15 protein-coding genes are annotated in these 16,131 nt (G+C 59.2%); 4 read left to right on the forward strand and 11 right to left on the reverse strand.

Features of this window, described 5'->3' with window-relative positions; genetic code table 11:
- Positions 1–65 precede the first annotated feature (65 nt).
- A complete protein-coding gene (locus GQF02_RS08875) occupies positions 66–1,313 on the reverse strand; it encodes a hypothetical protein (protein ID WP_160796473.1) in 1,248 nt (415 codons plus the stop codon).
- A gap of 230 nt (positions 1,314–1,543) precedes the next feature.
- On the reverse strand, positions 1,544–2,461 hold the full coding sequence (locus tag GQF02_RS08880) for a LysR family transcriptional regulator (protein WP_160796475.1): 918 nt from the start codon (positions 2,459–2,461) through the stop codon (positions 1,544–1,546).
- 95 nt (positions 2,462–2,556) lie between these two features.
- Here GQF02_RS08880 and GQF02_RS08885 point away from each other — a divergent pair, with 95 nt between their 5' ends.
- The 4 genes from GQF02_RS08885 to GQF02_RS08900 are packed head-to-tail and all read left to right on the forward strand — an operon-like array spanning position 2,557 to position 5,068.
- Positions 2,557–3,093, forward strand: coding sequence for a cytochrome b (locus GQF02_RS08885; RefSeq protein WP_160796669.1), 537 nt, complete (start codon positions 2,557–2,559; stop codon positions 3,091–3,093).
- Positions 3,094–3,103: 10 nt separating this feature from the next.
- On the forward strand, positions 3,104–3,646 hold the full coding sequence (locus GQF02_RS08890; RefSeq protein ID WP_160796477.1) for a YceI family protein: 543 nt from the start codon (positions 3,104–3,106) through the stop codon (positions 3,644–3,646).
- Positions 3,647–3,667: 21 nt separating this feature from the next.
- Positions 3,668–4,237, forward strand: a complete 570-nt coding sequence (locus GQF02_RS08895; protein WP_160796479.1) for a YceI family protein — start codon at positions 3,668–3,670, stop codon at positions 4,235–4,237.
- 57 nt (positions 4,238–4,294) lie between these two features.
- Entirely contained in the window at positions 4,295–5,068 is a 774-nt protein-coding gene (locus tag GQF02_RS08900; protein ID WP_160796481.1) for a DODA-type extradiol aromatic ring-opening family dioxygenase, read from the forward strand.
- A gap of 35 nt (positions 5,069–5,103) precedes the next feature.
- Here the strand turns inward: GQF02_RS08900 and GQF02_RS08905 are convergent, their stop codons facing one another.
- From GQF02_RS08905 to GQF02_RS08945, 9 genes are all read right to left on the reverse strand, one after another.
- Positions 5,104–6,675, reverse strand: a complete 1,572-nt coding sequence (locus GQF02_RS08905) for a methyl-accepting chemotaxis protein (RefSeq protein ID WP_160796483.1) — start codon at positions 6,673–6,675, stop codon at positions 5,104–5,106.
- 62 nt (positions 6,676–6,737) lie between these two features.
- Complete coding sequence (locus tag GQF02_RS08910) at positions 6,738–9,200, reverse strand: putative bifunctional diguanylate cyclase/phosphodiesterase (RefSeq protein ID WP_160796485.1); 2,463 nt, start codon at positions 9,198–9,200, stop codon at positions 6,738–6,740.
- The gene (locus tag GQF02_RS08915) at positions 9,197–10,201 is read right to left on the reverse strand and encodes an ABC transporter substrate-binding protein (RefSeq protein ID WP_160796487.1); all 1,005 of its coding nucleotides are present in this window, start codon (positions 10,199–10,201) and stop codon (positions 9,197–9,199) included. The genes GQF02_RS08910 and GQF02_RS08915 overlap by 4 nt, the downstream gene beginning before the upstream one ends.
- 189 nt (positions 10,202–10,390) lie before the next feature.
- The gene (locus tag GQF02_RS08920; protein WP_160796489.1) at positions 10,391–11,470 is read right to left on the reverse strand and encodes an FAD-dependent oxidoreductase; all 1,080 of its coding nucleotides are present in this window, start codon (positions 11,468–11,470) and stop codon (positions 10,391–10,393) included.
- Positions 11,467–12,105 carry a DUF3047 domain-containing protein gene (locus GQF02_RS08925; protein ID WP_160796491.1) on the reverse strand — a complete coding sequence of 213 codons (639 nt, stop codon included), beginning with the start codon at positions 12,103–12,105 and terminating at the stop codon, positions 11,467–11,469. The genes GQF02_RS08920 and GQF02_RS08925 overlap by 4 nt, the downstream gene beginning before the upstream one ends.
- Positions 12,102–12,719, reverse strand: coding sequence for a CDP-alcohol phosphatidyltransferase family protein (locus tag GQF02_RS08930; RefSeq protein WP_160796493.1), 618 nt, complete (start codon positions 12,717–12,719; stop codon positions 12,102–12,104). The genes GQF02_RS08925 and GQF02_RS08930 overlap by 4 nt, the downstream gene beginning before the upstream one ends.
- The gene (locus tag GQF02_RS08935; protein WP_220789402.1) at positions 12,712–13,362 is read right to left on the reverse strand and encodes an ATP-binding cassette domain-containing protein; all 651 of its coding nucleotides are present in this window, start codon (positions 13,360–13,362) and stop codon (positions 12,712–12,714) included. Before GQF02_RS08935 ends, GQF02_RS08930 begins: the two co-directional genes overlap by 8 nt.
- On the reverse strand, positions 13,340–14,941 hold the full coding sequence (locus GQF02_RS08940) for an ABC transporter permease (protein ID WP_160796495.1): 1,602 nt from the start codon (positions 14,939–14,941) through the stop codon (positions 13,340–13,342). The genes GQF02_RS08935 and GQF02_RS08940 overlap by 23 nt, the downstream gene beginning before the upstream one ends.
- Positions 14,942–14,944: 3 nt before the next feature.
- The gene (locus tag GQF02_RS08945; RefSeq protein WP_160796497.1) at positions 14,945–16,126 is read right to left on the reverse strand and encodes an ABC transporter substrate-binding protein; all 1,182 of its coding nucleotides are present in this window, start codon (positions 16,124–16,126) and stop codon (positions 14,945–14,947) included.
- Between the last annotated feature and the right edge of the window lie 5 nt (positions 16,127–16,131).

Below are 16,131 nucleotides of genomic sequence, written 5' to 3' on the forward strand. Positions count from 1 at the left end.
CAGTCCCTGCGGGATGCAAAAAAGGCGCACGACTTGCATGCGCCTTTATTTATGGGGTGCGTCAATTATTTGACGCGTTTGAATACCATCGGTTGGGTAGTGTTATCCGCCGCAGTCAATGTAAGGCTATCCCCGCTTACCGTCAGTGGCAATGTCTGGTCAATACCAACCGAGGACACATGATTGCCATAATCACCCTTATCCACGGTGGCTTCGCTGGCGTGCGATAGACCCCACCAGCCGGTCTGGTCTTTCAGAACTTGGTAGTTCAGGGTGTTGCTATCCCATGTGTACTTGCCGATTTCAAAGCCATTACATGCGCTGGGCTTCTCTTTACTTACAAGATCACATCCATTGCTACCTGTTTCCACCATCAGATACTTGGTGACTCCAGTTGTTTTTCCGGTGTTGTAGAAGGTCAGTAGCACATCGTTATTTCCGGCTTTAACAGTCCAGCTACCAAACAACGGCTTCTCTGCAAAAGGTGTCAAACGCTCAAATTGGTGGCTAGCTTGATTGTCCTTGACTTGAAGAACGCCATCCTTGAGTGTGAAATTGAACGTACCTTGCGGATGGGAAAGCCCCCATTCACCATTGGTGTCAAGCTGCGGGCGAGCCTTAAACTCGCCAGTACTGGCATTCCAGTTATAGCTGCCACGCTCAATACCCGATTGCCCGCTGCTATCCTTGTCGCCATCCTGGGCCATGACATAAGTGCCATCAGGCAGGAAGGTCAGCAGTACCAGTGGGTCGGTATCTCCTTGTGTCATCCGCCACGACCCGGCAATTCCTGCGGTCGCCAGTGCCGCATTCATATGCGCTGCGGCCTTGTCTTCGGTAACCAGTGGTTTGGGCAATGCCGTGCTCGCTGCAGTGTCGAAGTCTGGTGATTTGACGTTCAGATTCACAGCTTTTAGCTGCTCAAGCAGGGCGCGTGAAATCGAGATGCCGTTTTCCGGATTGCCGTCATCATCCAGCGTTTGCAACAATTGTGCGATATTGATCGCGATAGCACTTGCCTGTGCGTCGTCCCCTGCCAGCATCAAGGGTGTGACCAGCGCAGCGGCTTTGGCCTCAGGCAGTTGGATGCCGCCGATGGAGAAGGTTACGCTCTCACCCGGCAAATAGCGGAACTCGCCTTTTTCATTGGTGTAGCCGGATTGTGTCGCCGTTTTGTACGCGACACCCGCCACTACGCTGTCCTTGAATACGCCCGTCTGTGTTGCCGTCGCCGTTGAACTGCTACCTCCGCTGCCGCCGCAAGCAGCCAGAATGACAGGTAGCGTGATGGCTAGTAAGTGTTTGCTTTTCATATATCCCCCTTCTGTTTGTGGTGCTCCTTTAAGTAAAAATTAGGACTAGTCAGAAAAGCCGGGCTTGATCTATGTCAAATGATTTTACGCTCAGATTTAATGGGACTAATTTTTGATGTTTTTATATTGATAACACACTGATGTTTATAGTTTTTTTATGTGTTTATTGTGGTGGAAATGGTCTTGATGTGCTGTTGGTTTTTGATTGCCCAGCAAGCCGGGCCGGTTTGTTAAACCACTCGTGCCGCTCCGCTCCACGCTGCCGCATCCAGCCGGGTGTGTAGAAAGTCCACCATGGTTCTGACCTTGAGCGGCAGATATTTGCGGCTGGGGTAGAGCGCATAAATGGCCACTTCACCGGCACTCCATTGCGGCAGCACTTCAAGCAGGCGTCCGGCTGCAATGTCTTCCCCAACGATAAAGCCGGGCTGGCGCACCAGTCCCAGATGCGCCAGTGCAAACTGGCGGCAAACGTCACCATTATTCGCCACCAGACGCGAGTCCACGCGGACGCTGCATACTTCCTCTTTGTTTTGCAATATCCATAGCTGGCGCTGGCTGGCATAGCTGTAGTCGATTACGGCGTGTTGCGTGATGTCTTGCGGGTGTTGTAGTGGCGGGTGACTGGCCAGATAGTCGGGGCTGGCGCACACCATCAGACGGGCGCTGCAGAGTTGGCGCACGATCAGCTGTGAGTCGGGCTGCTCGCTGCTGATGCGGATGGCCAGATCAAAACCGTCTTCAATCAGGTCTATCTTGCGGTCGGACAGGTCGATGTCCAGCCGTATATCGGGGTGAATCGCGGCAAATTCGGCCCACAAGGGGGCCAGATAGCGCGCGCCAAAGCTTAAGGGCGCGCTCATGCGCAGCAGGCCGCGCGGCTCCAGACTATGGCTGGCCGCTTCGGCTTCCGCCTCGGCAATGGCCTGCAAAACCTCGCGGCAGCGTGCGACATAGCGTAGCCCTTCTTCGGTTAGTGACAGGCGTCGCGTGGTGCGCTGCATCAGCCTGACCCCCAGTTGCATTTCCAGATCGGCTACCAAGCGCGAGAGCCTGGTTTTTCCTTGCTCCAACTGGCTTGCCGCTCCGACAAAGCTGCCCTGATCCACTACCGCAACTAGCGCCCGCATCGCTTCTAGTTTGTCCATTGTTCTTCTTTTCGCATTAATTCATTTCATTTTCGGTAGTTTATCGCGATCTCAAATGCCAATACAGTGCGCAATATGACAAGGAGGGGTAGGTGATGGCAGCAAAAGCGTATGCGCCACTGCAAGTGTGCTTGCATTGGTTGATGGCAGTTCTGATCGTGGCGACCTTTGCCGGCGGGGTTTATGTGGCGGGTCTTTCCTTGTCACCAGCCAAATTCCGCTATCTGGCCTGGCACAAGTGGGCGGGATTTGCCGTGTTGCTGCTGGTTATCATGCGTCTTGCGGCGCGTCTGCGCTATGGTGCACCGGCTTTGCCTGGCCATATGAGCCCTCTGGCACAGGGCGCCGCCCACGCAGGGCATCTGGCGTTGTATGGCTTGATGCTGGCGGTGCCGCTGACTGGCTGGCTGATGAGTTCGGCCAAGGGGATCCCGCTGGTGTTGTTTACGGTAGTGCCCGTGCCGGATCTGGTTGCGGCCAACCCTGAACTTGCCGAGCGCCTTGCCTTCTGGCATACGCTTCTGGCCTATACCCTGGCCGCTTTTATTGGCCTGCATGTGCTGGCCGCCCTCAAGCACCACTATCTCGATCGCGACGGCCTGCTCTTTCGTATGCGCCTGCGTCAACCATAAGGATGTAATGATGAAAAAACAGATTTTGGCGCTCGCGCTGTGTCTGCCGCTCTGGGCGCAAGCACAAGTGCTGGATGCCACTGCCAGCCGGCTTGATTTCACGCTGACCCAGATGGGCGTGCCGATGAAGGGCAGCTTTCGCGCTTTTAAGGCCGAGGTGAATTTTGATCCGGCCAAACTGGCCGCCAGCCGTGCCGATATCCGTATTGCCACAACCAGTATTGCCTTGCCGGCGGCCGACGCGGTGAATGAAGCGAAAAAACCGGACTGGTTTGATGTTGCACGCTACCCCGAGGCGCGTTTTGTTGCAGGCCAGTTCAAGCAACTGGCACCTGAGCGTTTCGAAGTGCGCGGCAAGCTGACGCTGAAGGGGGTTACTCGCGAGATTGCCGCACCGTTTACAGCCAAGGTGCAGGGCAAGAAACTGCTGATCGACGGTGTGCTGCCCGTCTCACGTCTGGCATTCAATATCGGCGACGGCAGCTGGCGTGATACCGAAACCGTGTCCGATATTGTCAAACTCAATTTCCGTCTGACCCTGATTCAACCCTGAATACACCCGAAGGAGCACACCATGAAAAAAACCCTGCTTGCCAGCCTGATTTTGTCTGCCGTTAGCGCCGCTTATGCCGCACCGCTCAAGTATGAAATCGACCCGACCCACACCACGGCCAGCTATGAGGTCAATCATCTGGGTATGTCGCTGCAAAGCGGTACTTTCAGCCAGATCAAGGGCAATTTGCTGGTCGATGAGGCGGCTAAAACAGCCAAGGTGGATGTGACTATTCCGACTGCCACGCTTAACAGCCATCTGGCCAAGCGTGATGAGCACCTGAAAAGTGCCGACTTTTTTGATGTGGCCAAATATCCGGCCATGCGTTTCGTTTCGGACAAGGTGATCTTCACGAATGGCAAGCCTTCCGTTATCGACGGCAAACTGACGTTGCTGGGTGTGACCAAGCCGGTGATGCTCAAGGTGCGCTTTGCCGCCAAGCAGGCCAATCCTATGAGCGGGGTGGAGACCTGGGGGGTGAATGCCACCGGCCAGCTCAAGCGTAGCGAGTTCGGCATGAAGACCTATCTGCCGGGTATTGCCGACGAAGTGAAACTGGATATTGCGCTGGAAGCACCCAAGGCGCAGTAATGCTGTGAGCGGCTTGGCCTGATTCAAGCCGCGACAATCCGCTACAGAGGTTCAGTCATGCGTTTACCCACCTTGTTTATCTCCCATGGTGCGCCCACGCTGGCGCTGGAAGAGGGCGCCGACGCACAGTTTCTGGCTTCGCTCCCCGCGCGTTTCGCGACGCCGCGTGCGGTGCTGGTGGTGTCGGCGCACTGGCAGGCTAGGCAACCCGTTATCGGTAGCGCTGCGCAGCCGGCGACGATCCATGATTTTTCCGGCTTTCCCGCCCCCTTGTATGGGCTGCAATATCCGGCACACGGCAGCCACGAGGGCGTGGCCGAGCTTGCTGGCGCACTGGACAAGGCCGGCATCGCTTATGCTGTCGATGACATGCGCGGGCTGGATCATGGCGCATGGGTACCGCTGAAACATATGTGGCCAGATGCCAGTGTGCCGGTGCTGACACTGGCGCTGCCTTATGGGGCAGATGCAAAAGCATTGCTGGCACTGGGTGATGCGCTGTCCGGTTTACCGGCGCAAGGCGTGCTGGTATTGGGCTCGGGCGGCCTGGTGCACAATCTGGCTGCCTTGCAGGCGGATGGCAGCCTCGCGCCACAGTGGGCGCTGGCGTTTGAAGCGTGGATGGACGATGCGCTGCAAAGCGGCCGGCGCGAAGGGCTGCTGGACTGGCAGCAGCAGGCGCCCCATGCGCGTCAGGCACACCCAAGTAGCGAGCATCTCGCTCCGCTGTTTGTTGCGCTGGGTGCGGCAGGGCCGGCAGCCCGGGCGCATAAATGGCATGAGGCGTGGCGTTACGGCAGTTTGTCGATGGCGGCTTACGCCTTTGTCTGAAAGCGTAAGCCGGTGGAGGCAGGTTTGCCGTGCTGTCAGACTTCGAAGGTTTCCGCCAGCTTGCGCATCTCTTCTGCACGGACAGACAGGCCGCCAATCTGTCGGGTCGCGCTGGCCAGATGTTCGTTGGAGGCGCTAAATTGCTCGGCAATACTCGCCATTTCGGTCGCCAGATGATTGGCGGCTGCCGATTGCTGCTGGTTGGCACTGGCGATGTCCTGCATATTGCCGTCTACGGTCTCGGTCTCGCGTGAGACGGCATGAATACCGTCTGCCGCATCCTTCTGAGCTAGCGCGCTGTTCTGGCTTTGACGGGTAACATCGCCCATTTTGTTGATGGCGTTGCTGGTTGCTTCATTGACATGGGCGATAAGCTGGTTGATCTGTCCGGTTGACTGGCTGGTGCGTTCCGCCAGTTTTCTGACTTCATCGGCCACGACGGCAAAGCCGCGGCCCGCTTCGCCGGCACGTGCGGCTTCGATCGCCGCATTCAATGCCAGCAAATTAGTCTGCTCGGCAATGTCGTGAATGGTATTGCTGACCAGACTGATCTGGCCGATGGCATCTCCTAGCGAGGCCACCGTTTGCTGGGCCGTTTCGACCTCGCGGCTGAAGGTGCCGCTTTGTGCTTCCAGCATGGACAGTTGCTTGCTGCTGTTGTCCAGTCGTTCGCGGGTCATTTTGCTGATCTGTGCGGACTGGGTGGCATTTTCCGCGACTTGCGTGATGGATGAAGACAGCTCTTCAATCGCACTGCTGATATTGGTGACGCTGTCGTTGCCGCTGGCGATGCGGGCTTGTGTTTCGTGCATGCGTGTTTCCAGTTGTGCGCTGCTGCTGGTCAAGGCATGGGCCGCGGTCTGGATGTCGTCAACCACAACCTTGGTTCTGGCCTGCATGATGGCCAGTGCCGTTGCCAGCTCTTGGGCGATGCCTGACTGCTTGCGGGCAATGGATTCGCCCAGCCGGCCTTCGGCCATGGCATGGCAGGCGTCAATCAGCGCATGGATATTTTGTTGCTGACGCTGCTCATAGTGCTGCCATGCCAGTGTGGCGGTCAGGGCGAAAGCGGCCAAGGCCAGGGCCAGCGGCGAGGCCTGCCATGCTGCCATGCCGGCCACCAGCGCAAACATCAATAATCCATAAAGCCGGCGTACCGTCTTTTCACCGGGGCCTTTTCGGGGTGGGCGGGGCAGGGCAGAGGCCGACATCAAGGCCGGGTAGTCGCGCTGTGCCTGCTCGACCTGCGTGCGCGAGGCCGGGGAGCGTACCGACATATAACCGACAGTCTTGCCTTTTTCCTGCATGGGCAGTACGAAAGCATCCACCCAGTAATGGTTGCCGTTTTTGCAGCGGTTTTTGACCAGGCCGTTCCATGGCTGGCCCGACCGTATGGTCTGCCATAAGTCGGCAAACAGCAGCGGCGGCATATCCGGATGACGCACGATATTGTGGTGCTGTCCGATTAACTCGTCGCGGGTGAAGCCGGATATTTCCAGAAAGCGGTCGTTGGCATACTCGATCACACCATCCAGCCGGGTGCGGGTGACGATGATCCCTTCGGTAAAGGGTGTTTCCTGATTGGTAACAGGCTGGTTGTTGCGCATGCTTAGATTCCAGATAGATTATTGAGTAAGTCGTCTTAGGCAATGCACGGTTTGTGGCCGTGCTATGCATGCTGTGCCGGGATATGGACAAGGGCATCGATGACGGCTTGTGCCGGCATCGGACGGGCAAACAAATAGCCTTGCAGGGTCAGGTCACCACGCTCGGCCAGAAAATGTTGCTGGGCTTTTGTTTCGACGCCTTCGGCAACAATGGCCAGGCCGAGATGGCGGGCGATAGAAATAATGGTGTCGACCAGTGCGCCATCGTTTTTGTCGCCGGGCAGGTTGCGTACAAAGCTCTGGTCTATTTTCAGCTCGTGTATCGGTAGTTGCTTGAGATAGGCCAGCGAGGAGTAGCCAGTGCCAAAGTCGTCGATGGAAAAGCGTATGCCGGCTTCGCTTAGCGCTGCCATTTTGGCGCGTGCCTCATCGAATTTGTCCAGCAGCAGGCCTTCGGTGATCTCCAGTAGCAGCCGGTTGGGCGAGGCGCCTTCGCGCTCCAGGGTTGCCAATATGGTGTCGACAAAATCATCCTGGGCGAAGTGTTTGGGGCTGACATTGACGGCGATGGAAATAGGGCAGCCTGCTGCCGCGAGCTGTGCCAGCGCCTGACAGGCCGCAGTGAGTACCCAGTTGTCCAGCGCGATGATCAAGCCGCTTTCTTCGGCAACCGTGATGAATTCTCCGGGCGGAACCAGGCCGCGTACCGGATGTGCCCAGCGCACCAGCGCCTCCAGTGCACAGACTTGCCCTTGGGTGTCCACCTGATGTTGCAGATAGAGCCTTAGTTCTCCTTTTGCGATGGCAAGGCGCAACTCGCGTTCGATATCAAAGCGCTTACGTGCGATGTCGCCCATGCTGCTTTCGAAAAAGGCAATATGGCCGCCACTTTGGCGCCGGGCGCGTGAAAGTGCGGTCTGGGCCATCAGCATCAGTTCGCTGGCATCTTCTTTGCCACTGGCCAGTGCAATGCCAACACTGATGCTTAGCTGCACCGGGCTGCCTTCCAGCTCAATAGGCAGGGCGACGCTGGCTTGTACATCACTGGCCAGATGCATCATGACCGAAGCCGCCTCCCGCCTGGACGCCGGCAGATTGGTTTGCAAAATGGCAAACTCGTCACCGGTCAAGTGTGCCAGCAGGGCATGAGGAAATTCTGCAGCCAGGCGTTCGCCAACGCTGCATAGCAGTTTGTCGCCGGCTTGCATGCCGCGCGCTTCGTTGATTTTATTGAAACGGTCGATATTGAGAACCAGCACAGCGACACCGCCCTGGCGGCTTAGCGTTTCATCCAGTTTTTCCAGCAGCAGTTTGCGGTTGGGTAATTGGGTCAGCGAGTCATAAAGTGCCAGTCGGCGCGCGTCTTCCTGAGCGCGGTAGATGCAGGCCAGGTCACTGAATAAGGCGACATAGCGATTGATACTGGTCTCATCTTCTTCGTCGCGGATGGCGCGTACCATCAGCCACTGCGGATAGATCTCGCCATTTTTGCGCTTGTTCCAGATTTCGCCCTGCCACAGACCCGTTTGTTTCAGCGTCCGGTGAAATTGCCGGAAAAATTCCTCATCGTGCCGGCCCGAGGCTAAAAGTGTCGGGGTATTGCCTAGTGCATCGCTGGCACTGTAGCCGGTAATGTCGGTAAATGCCGGGTTGATGGCAATGATGCGGCTATTTGCATCGGTGACGAGTATGCCCTCGGCGGCGGCATCGAATACTTGCTGCGCCAGTTGCAAGCTGGCCTGATTGGCCAGCAGGGTATCGCGGTCTTTGCGCGTGCGCGCAAGGCCGGCATTGAAAACCTGTACCAGTTCGCGTATTTCGGCAACCCCTTGTTCCGCTACCGGGGGCAGGTCAAGCCGGCCTTGCTGCAAGGCGCGGCTGCGACCGAGCAGATCGGCAAGCGGAATGGCCACATTGCCACGCACCCACCACGACAATATGCCGGCAAACAGCAGCATGCCCAGCCACTCGGGCAGGCGCTGCCATAAGCCGTGGCTAAGCCCGGCTGTCAAGTTCCGGCTGTAGTCGTAACGTATCCATACTACACCGCGCTTCAGGGCGCTGATTTCATGACGGCTGGCCGCCATGGTGTATGGCATCATGATGCTCAGCTTTTTATTGTGTACATCATTACTCAGCTGAGCCTTTACGCCTGAGCGGGCGAGGGCAAAACCCGCCTCGTCCCAGGCGGGCAATGCGAGGGCTGCCGGCTGTCCTTTGCGTTCACTGCGGCTGGCGTAGCGTACTTGCCCGTCGGCGTTTACCAGTGCCGTTTCCATGCCGTCGCTTTGGGCGCCGGCGAGCATGACTTCGGCCTCAAGTTGGGCCGGATTGTGCTGCTGCAACGTGTCGGCCAGACGGGACAGGCGTGACGATTCGCTACGTAGTAGCGCATCGGCTTGCTCGTGGATGCTCTGCGTTTCGATCTGCCGCATCCAGGCCAGAGACAGTATGACTGACAGGATAAAAGCGATAATGACGGCCAGCGGCAATAGCAGGCGCAAGGATAAGGCGCGATATCTCATGTAGAAACACCCGGTAAAAATCGTGGGTTGCTTAGCCGCTCGGTTAGCCCGGCTGTGGCCGGTAGCAAGCCTGCATCCTGCATCAGCCTGCTCAAACGGTGTGCTGCAAGGGTCAGTAAAGATGGCTCGCCGTTTAGCAGTCGCAGGTTGTCGCTAGGGCCGGGTAGTACGAGGGCCGAGAAAATGGCAGCGATGGCATCGGCTTGCTCGTGCATGCGTAACGCCATAATGGCAAGCACGCTTTCTTGTGCCTGATTCAGGCGTTCCAGTACGGCGAAATGGGCGCGCAGCAATAGACGCAATGCATTTTCATGCTGTGCCAGTGCCTCGCGACGTACGGCGAGTACATCGAAAATGGTATCGGGCAGCTCGCTGCTGTCAAATACAATATGTCCTCCCTGGCGCTGCAGCTTGGTGCTGACCGGCGGATAGCTGATCAGGGCATCGACCTGCCCTTTGTGCCAGGCATTTTCATGGTCATTGACCGGCAACGGAATAATATCGACGTCTTCGGTTTTCAGTTTTGCCGCCTGCAATATGCCCGCCAGCATGACCGCACCCGTGGCCGAGCTTTCCACCCCTATGCGCAGTCCTTTGAGTTCATGTAAATGCGGGATGTCTTCTCTGGCAAGCAGCACGTCGGCACCCGCAGAAATATTGAATACCATGACCACAACCAGATCCAGACCGGTGGCGCGTGCTCGCAGCACTTCATCCAGCGTCAGCGTGGCGGCATCGGTGATGCCGGCAGCCAGTAGTTGTAATGAATCGCTGGCTGACGGGACTTCGATCAGATTGATTTGATCGGCAGGCAGCAGTCCCTCGTGCCGTGCAACAAACAGCATTTCATATCCCGGCCAGATATGGCTGCTTATCTTAAGCGTTGCAGGATGCGTTGTGCGGCAAGCCGGCAATAAAGCCCCTAGCCCTAATGCGCAGCCGATGCCAAACAGGCTGCGGCGGCAAGGGGATGACAGAGGGTTTTCAGCCGCGTGGTCCATAATATTTTCAATTGTTTTCTATTGCCATATGCTGATGATATAACCGCTTGAAAGACCCGTCCATGATTATGGTTAATGCACTGAATCATTCCTGCAGGGCGTGGTCGTGCAGGGTGTGTGCCTTGGGAGGGCTTGTGGCCTTGCCGGTGCGCTGCCTAGCCATAGAGTGCATCTGCGAAATGGTGTCCTTCAGCGCTGGAAACGGCGCATAAAGCCGCGATCTATATAGTCTTTGAGTTTCCACACCCAGGCACCTTTAAAGCTGAAACCCTTGTACACGCCGATGGCGCACTGAGATCCCGAGACCAGCAGCGACAGATAGCTGCTTTGTGGTGTGTAGTGTAATAGGGGCTGGCTATCGAGTGCTGCCAGCAGGTTGTGCGCGAGAATGGCGCCGTGGCGCACGGCATAGACGCCGGCCTTGTCATGGACATGGCCTGTCTGGCTGGCGATGTCACCACCGGCAAATACGCAGGGGTGGCTGGTCGAGCGCAAGGCCGCGTCGACCTGTACGAAGCCTGATGCATCGCAGGCCAGACCGGCAGCCTGCGGCCAGGCTTGCGCGGACGAGCCGCTGGCCCAGAACAGGCTATCGAATGGCAACGCCAGTCCCGACGCCAATTGCAGCATGCCGGCGCTGACGGCATTTATTGCCTCGCCTTCACGCCAGCTCACGCCGGCTGCTTGCAGGGCCTGTTTTGCCAGATGCGCGGCGCGCGCAGGGTGGCGCTTGAGCAGGCGGCTGCGGCTGATCAGCGTGATGTGTTTTGCCGGATATCTGAGTGCCAGTGCCAGGGCAAGCTCTACGCCAGCTGCGCCAGCGCCAGCCACCACGATCTGTTCAGGCCCGGGCCGGGCATCCAGTTGCTGCAAGCAGCGGATAAAACCATCTATCGGCTTGACGCCGCAGGCATGGTCGGCAGCGCCGGGTACGGCGTTAAGCTTGGGGCTGGAGCCGATATCGAGCGAGAGCAGGTCGAACTCCAGCGCGAGCTTGCTTGTGTGCAGCGTACGCTTTGCCAAGTCCAGGGCGGTGGCCGTGTCGTGGATCAGCCTGACACCGGCTGCCAGGCATAGCGGGGCGAGGTCGATATGAATCTCTTCGCGCGTGTAAGCGCCTGCGACAAAGCCCGGCAACATGCCTGAGTAGGGGGCAAGCACATCGCGCGTCAGCAGCGTGATTTCCACATCGGGGCGGGGCTGGCGTATCAGCGCTTCCAGCACAAACAGGTGGCTGTGGCCGCCACCAGTTAGCAGCAGTTTTTTCATTGTGCGGAGAACCAGATATCGCCATACCAGGCGCTGGCTTTGCCGCCGGCGTTGTCGGCATCGCTCATCAGCGCCACTGCGTCGATATGGTCAAAGTCTTCACCGAAGGCGGTTTTCAGGTCTTCGCGTACATTGCGCTTGTGCGCCACCCACTGCCCGGCCTTGGCATTGCCGCTGTCGACCGCCTGCAGCATGGCTTGGGAAACAAAGGCATTGGGCCAGCGGCTGCCGATGGGCTGGTTGCTGGACCAGACATAGTTCAGTGCGCGGCTGGACAGGCCGAAGGGGCCGCGTTCGTCCACCACATAGACCCGTGCCGGATAGTCATCGCCGCTCTTGCTTCTTTCGTTGACGCCGGCGTAGGTGTTGCTGATTTTCCAGCGCCAGTTAAGAAAAGGCGTCTTGGTGAGGTCAACCTTCATTTTGCGGAATTTGCCGGAAGCGCCGCCATCGGCGTCGGCGCGCAACACGGTGGTATTGCCGTCCTGTACCAGCCGGTAGCGGGTTTCACCCTTGAAGCTTTTAGTGTCCCAGCCGGCGAGCGAGCCCTGGCTGAAGGCACCGGCCAGGGGCTCGGCCGCGAAAATGCTGCTGGCGGACAGTGCCAGCAGCCATGCAGGATTCAGTCTTTTCATGGTTTGGTTCCGGTAAAACTGTGCCAGCCGGCGGCAAGCCGGCTCAGCGTGGTCAGCGCGCAAAGTGCGGCAAAGCCCCAGGCCAGCAGCGGGAAATAGGCGGGAAAGACACACATCAGGGCAAAGCAGGCCAGCGTCTCGCTGGCCTCGGTCAGTCCGCCCAGATAGTAAAAGCCCTTGTTGGGGTAAGTGGTGCTGTGGATGCGGCGCTTTTCCGCTATCACGGCAAAGGCAAGAAAGCTGGTGCCGGTACCGACAAAGGCGAAGATCAGCGTGGCGGCGGCCAGGGCATTACTGTCTGGCGCCGCCAGCGCAAAGGCAAACGGGATGGACGAATAAAACAGGAAGTCCAGGCTGATATCGAGAAAAGCGCCGCGATCGGTCGGGGTGGTCAGGCGAGCCAGTGTGCCGTCCAGCCCGTCCAGCAGGCGCGACAGCAAAATCAGCGCAAGGCCGCTTAAAAACCAGCGCTGGCTAATGGCCAGTGCCGCAAGCAAGCCGCAGGCAAAGGCGCTCAGGGTGACGGTATCGGCGTGGATGCGATGACGGCACAGGGTCCTGGCCATGGCGGCCAGAGGGCGGTGTAAAAGCGGTAGCAGCAGACGGTCAAGCATCAGGCGCCTCCAGCTGGATGATCCGGCCGCCGGCAGGTACATCGGCACTGTCATGGGTGACCAGCAGGGCCGGAATCGCGCGTGCCTGCAAATGGCGATAGACAAAGTCGCGCATGTCCTGACGCAAGCGACTGTCCAGCCGCGAGAAGGGTTCGTCCAGCAACAGCATGGCAGGTTCGGCCAGCAGGGCGCGCATCAAGGCCACGCGCGCCGCCTGACCACCGGAGAGGGTGGACGGCGCGCGTTTTTCCATGCCGCTAAGTTCCGCGTCTTTCAGCGCTGCCCTTACCGCGTTCTGGCGTGCCTGGCCGCGTACACTTGCCGGCAGGGCAAAGGCCAGGTTTTCGGCCACGCTCATATGCGGAAATAGCAGCGCGTCCTGAAACAACAGGCCGATGCGGCGTTGCTCTATCGGGATGCCGCTCAGGCTTTGCCCCGCCAGACGCCCCTGTCCGCTTTGGCGGATAGCGGGTGACAGGGTGCCGGCGATGGCTGCAAGCAGGCTGGACTTGCCGCAGCCGGAAGGGCCCATCAAGGTCAGGATTTCCCCCGGCGCCAGTGCAAGGCTAAGCGGGCCGATGGCTCGGCCATCGGGCAGGGTCAGGCAGAGCTTGTCCAGTTCAAACAGAGTGTTTTTCATCATCGGGCAATGTGCGTGCCAGCATAAAGGCGATCAGCGGTAATAAGGTCGTGAGCAGGGCATAGGCGGCCATCACGCGGCGATTGCCGCCGGAGGACAGCGCCACCGCTTCGGTGGTCAGGGTGGTGATGCGGCCGGCACCCAGATAAAGCGTGGGCAGGTATTGGGCAATGCTGACCGCGACACCGACGGCAGCAGCAGCAGCAATCGGGCGTGCCAGCATGGGCCATTTGACGCGCCAGCAGGCCTTCAGGCGCGTGTGCCCCAATGCGCGCGCAAGCATCAGATAGCGCGCATCAAAACGCCGGTAGGCGGGCGCCAGCACAATCACCATATAGGGGAATACCCAGAATAACTGCGCCCAGGCGACGCTGAACACACTGCCCTCCAGTTGCCAGGGGAGCGCCAGCCGGTACAGGCCGGCCACCAGCAAGACTTGCGGCAGGATAAGCGGTGCCAGTAGCAGGCTGCCCACGGCCGGATGTTCTGTGCCGTACTCCAGCCACAATAGCGCCAGCAACAAGGCTGCCGATCCACTGAGTAGCGCCAGCGCCAGCGTGCTGAAAAGATGGGCGGCAAGGGTGTCGCCGCCATCTTGCCAGGCCGCGAGTGTCAGACTTTGCGGCCATGGCTCGGGAAACAGCCACAGGCCGGCAAACGACCATAGCAGGGTCAGCAGGATGACTGCACCGTAGATCGCCAGCAAGCTGATGGCCAGCAAGCGCCCGCCAAACCCGGTTGTGCGTTGTCCGCGCTGGCCGTCGGGCCATCTGTGGCTCGCCTGCCATGCGCGCCACAACAAGGCAAAGAGCATCAGCAGCGCGCCGCTTAGTAGAGCCAATAGCCAGCTGCCGGCCATGGCCGGTGCCAGACGTGCCGGGTCGCCTTCCTGCAGCCATTGCCATAGCAGAACCGCCAGCGTAGGTGGCGTGCCCGGGCCTGCGATGATGGCCATATCGATGACGGTCAGGGAGTAAGCCAGTACCGCGCATAAGGGCCAGGCCAGGCGCGGCAGCAATTGCGGCAGAATGATCCAGCGCCAGATGTGCTTCGGGGCATAGCCCAGACTGGCGGCAACTTGTGTCTGATGGGCAAGCTCGCGGCGTGCGAGAAACAGTGCGATATTCCACAGCAAAAACGGCATTTCCTTAAGGCACAGAGCCAGCGCCAGCGCCAGCCCCAGCGGGTCGTTGACCGTGACCCAATCCGGCGCATCGACGGGAAAGCCGGCGATGGCGGCAAACAGACGCACCAGCATGCCGCCAGGTGCAATCAGAAAGACCAGCCCGATGGCAAATGCCGCATGCGGCAAGGCCAGCATAGGTGAAAACAGCGCGCTTAAGCGTAGCCAGAGACGGCTGTGGTACAGGCTGCGCGCAATCAGCAGCGCACCGCCTAGCGCCGCCGCGCTTCCCAAAAGCGCCGAAATCAGCGTGGCGCAGAGGGCGCTTGCAAACTGCGGGTCGGTAATCAGCGCGCTTAACGCCGCACCGGATAGGGCTGGCCATAGCGCCGCCAGCAGGGCGGCCAGCAGTGGCAGGGCAAACAGCAGGCCGACCAGTATCAGGGTCAATACGGGCATGGCTCAGGTGCCGCCGGCCTTGCCGTAGCGGCGCAGCCATTCTTTTTCCAGCGCATCCACCCAGCTGGCGTGCGGTTCGGCCAGCGTCTTGACGCTGGCTGGCAGGCTGCCCGTAGCGCTTTGCCGCAAGGCCGCACCTTGCGCGGCCGGCAGCTTGGCCGGGTCCAGTACGCTAGGGTCGCCCCAGATGGCGACATCGGCCTTTTTGACTTGCGCCTCGGGCGAGAGCAGAAAATTGGCCAGCACCTTGGCACCGGCGGCCGATCTGGCATTAAACGGGATGGCGACAAAATGCACATTGGCCAGCGTGCCGCCCTTGTGGCCATAGCTATAGGCGGTTTTGGGCAGGCGTTTGGCGGTGATGAGATTGGGTACTTCATTCGGGTTGAAGCTGATGCCCAGCAGCAGTTCGCCATCGGCCATCATCTGCAGCGTTTGCTCGCCTGAGGCGGCAAAGGCCTGACCCTTGCGCCACAGCAAGGGGTGGAGTTGATCAAGGTAGGCCCATAAGGCGCGGGTTTCGCGGGCAAAAACCGCAGCGGTGACCGGCTGTTGCAGCAGGGCCGGGTTGGGTGCCAGTTCCAGCAGCGCCTGTTTCAGGAAGCTGGTGCCGTGAAACTGTGGCGGTTTGGGGTAGCTGACCCGTCCCGGATGGGCCTTGGCAAAGGCCAGCAGGCTGGCCACGGAGTCTGGCGGCGCGGGAACACGGCTGCGATCGGCAATGAAAGTCAGCTGGGCGCCGCCCCATGGCGACTCCAGGCCCTGGGTGGGCTCGGCAAAGTCGCGCTCTACCGGCTTTTTCAAATCGACATAGCGCCAGTTGGGCAGGGTTCGGGCAAAGGGGGCCGACAACAGCGCCTGATTTTTCATGGCGCGGAAGTTTTCGCCATTGATCCAGACCAGATCGACGCTGCCGCCTTGCGTGCGCCCGGCGGCTTTTTCTGCCGCGATGCGACGGATGACTTCGGCGGTGTCGGCGGTTTTGACATGTTTGACGCTGACGCCGTAGCGCTTTTGCGTCTCGTTGCCAGCCCAGGCGATATAGCGGTTAATCGCCTCGCTGCCGCCCCAGGCATTGAAATAGACGGTCTGGCCGCGCGCTTGCGCCAGGGTCTGGTCCCAGTTGGCACGGGCGGCGGGGCTGAGCAGGCTCAGTACCAGAGTGGCAAGTAGCGTGTATTTCATGGCTG

The sequence above is a fragment of the Craterilacuibacter sinensis genome (genome assembly GCF_009831765.1).
GTDB lineage: Bacteria > Pseudomonadota > Gammaproteobacteria > Burkholderiales > Chromobacteriaceae > Craterilacuibacter > Craterilacuibacter sinensis.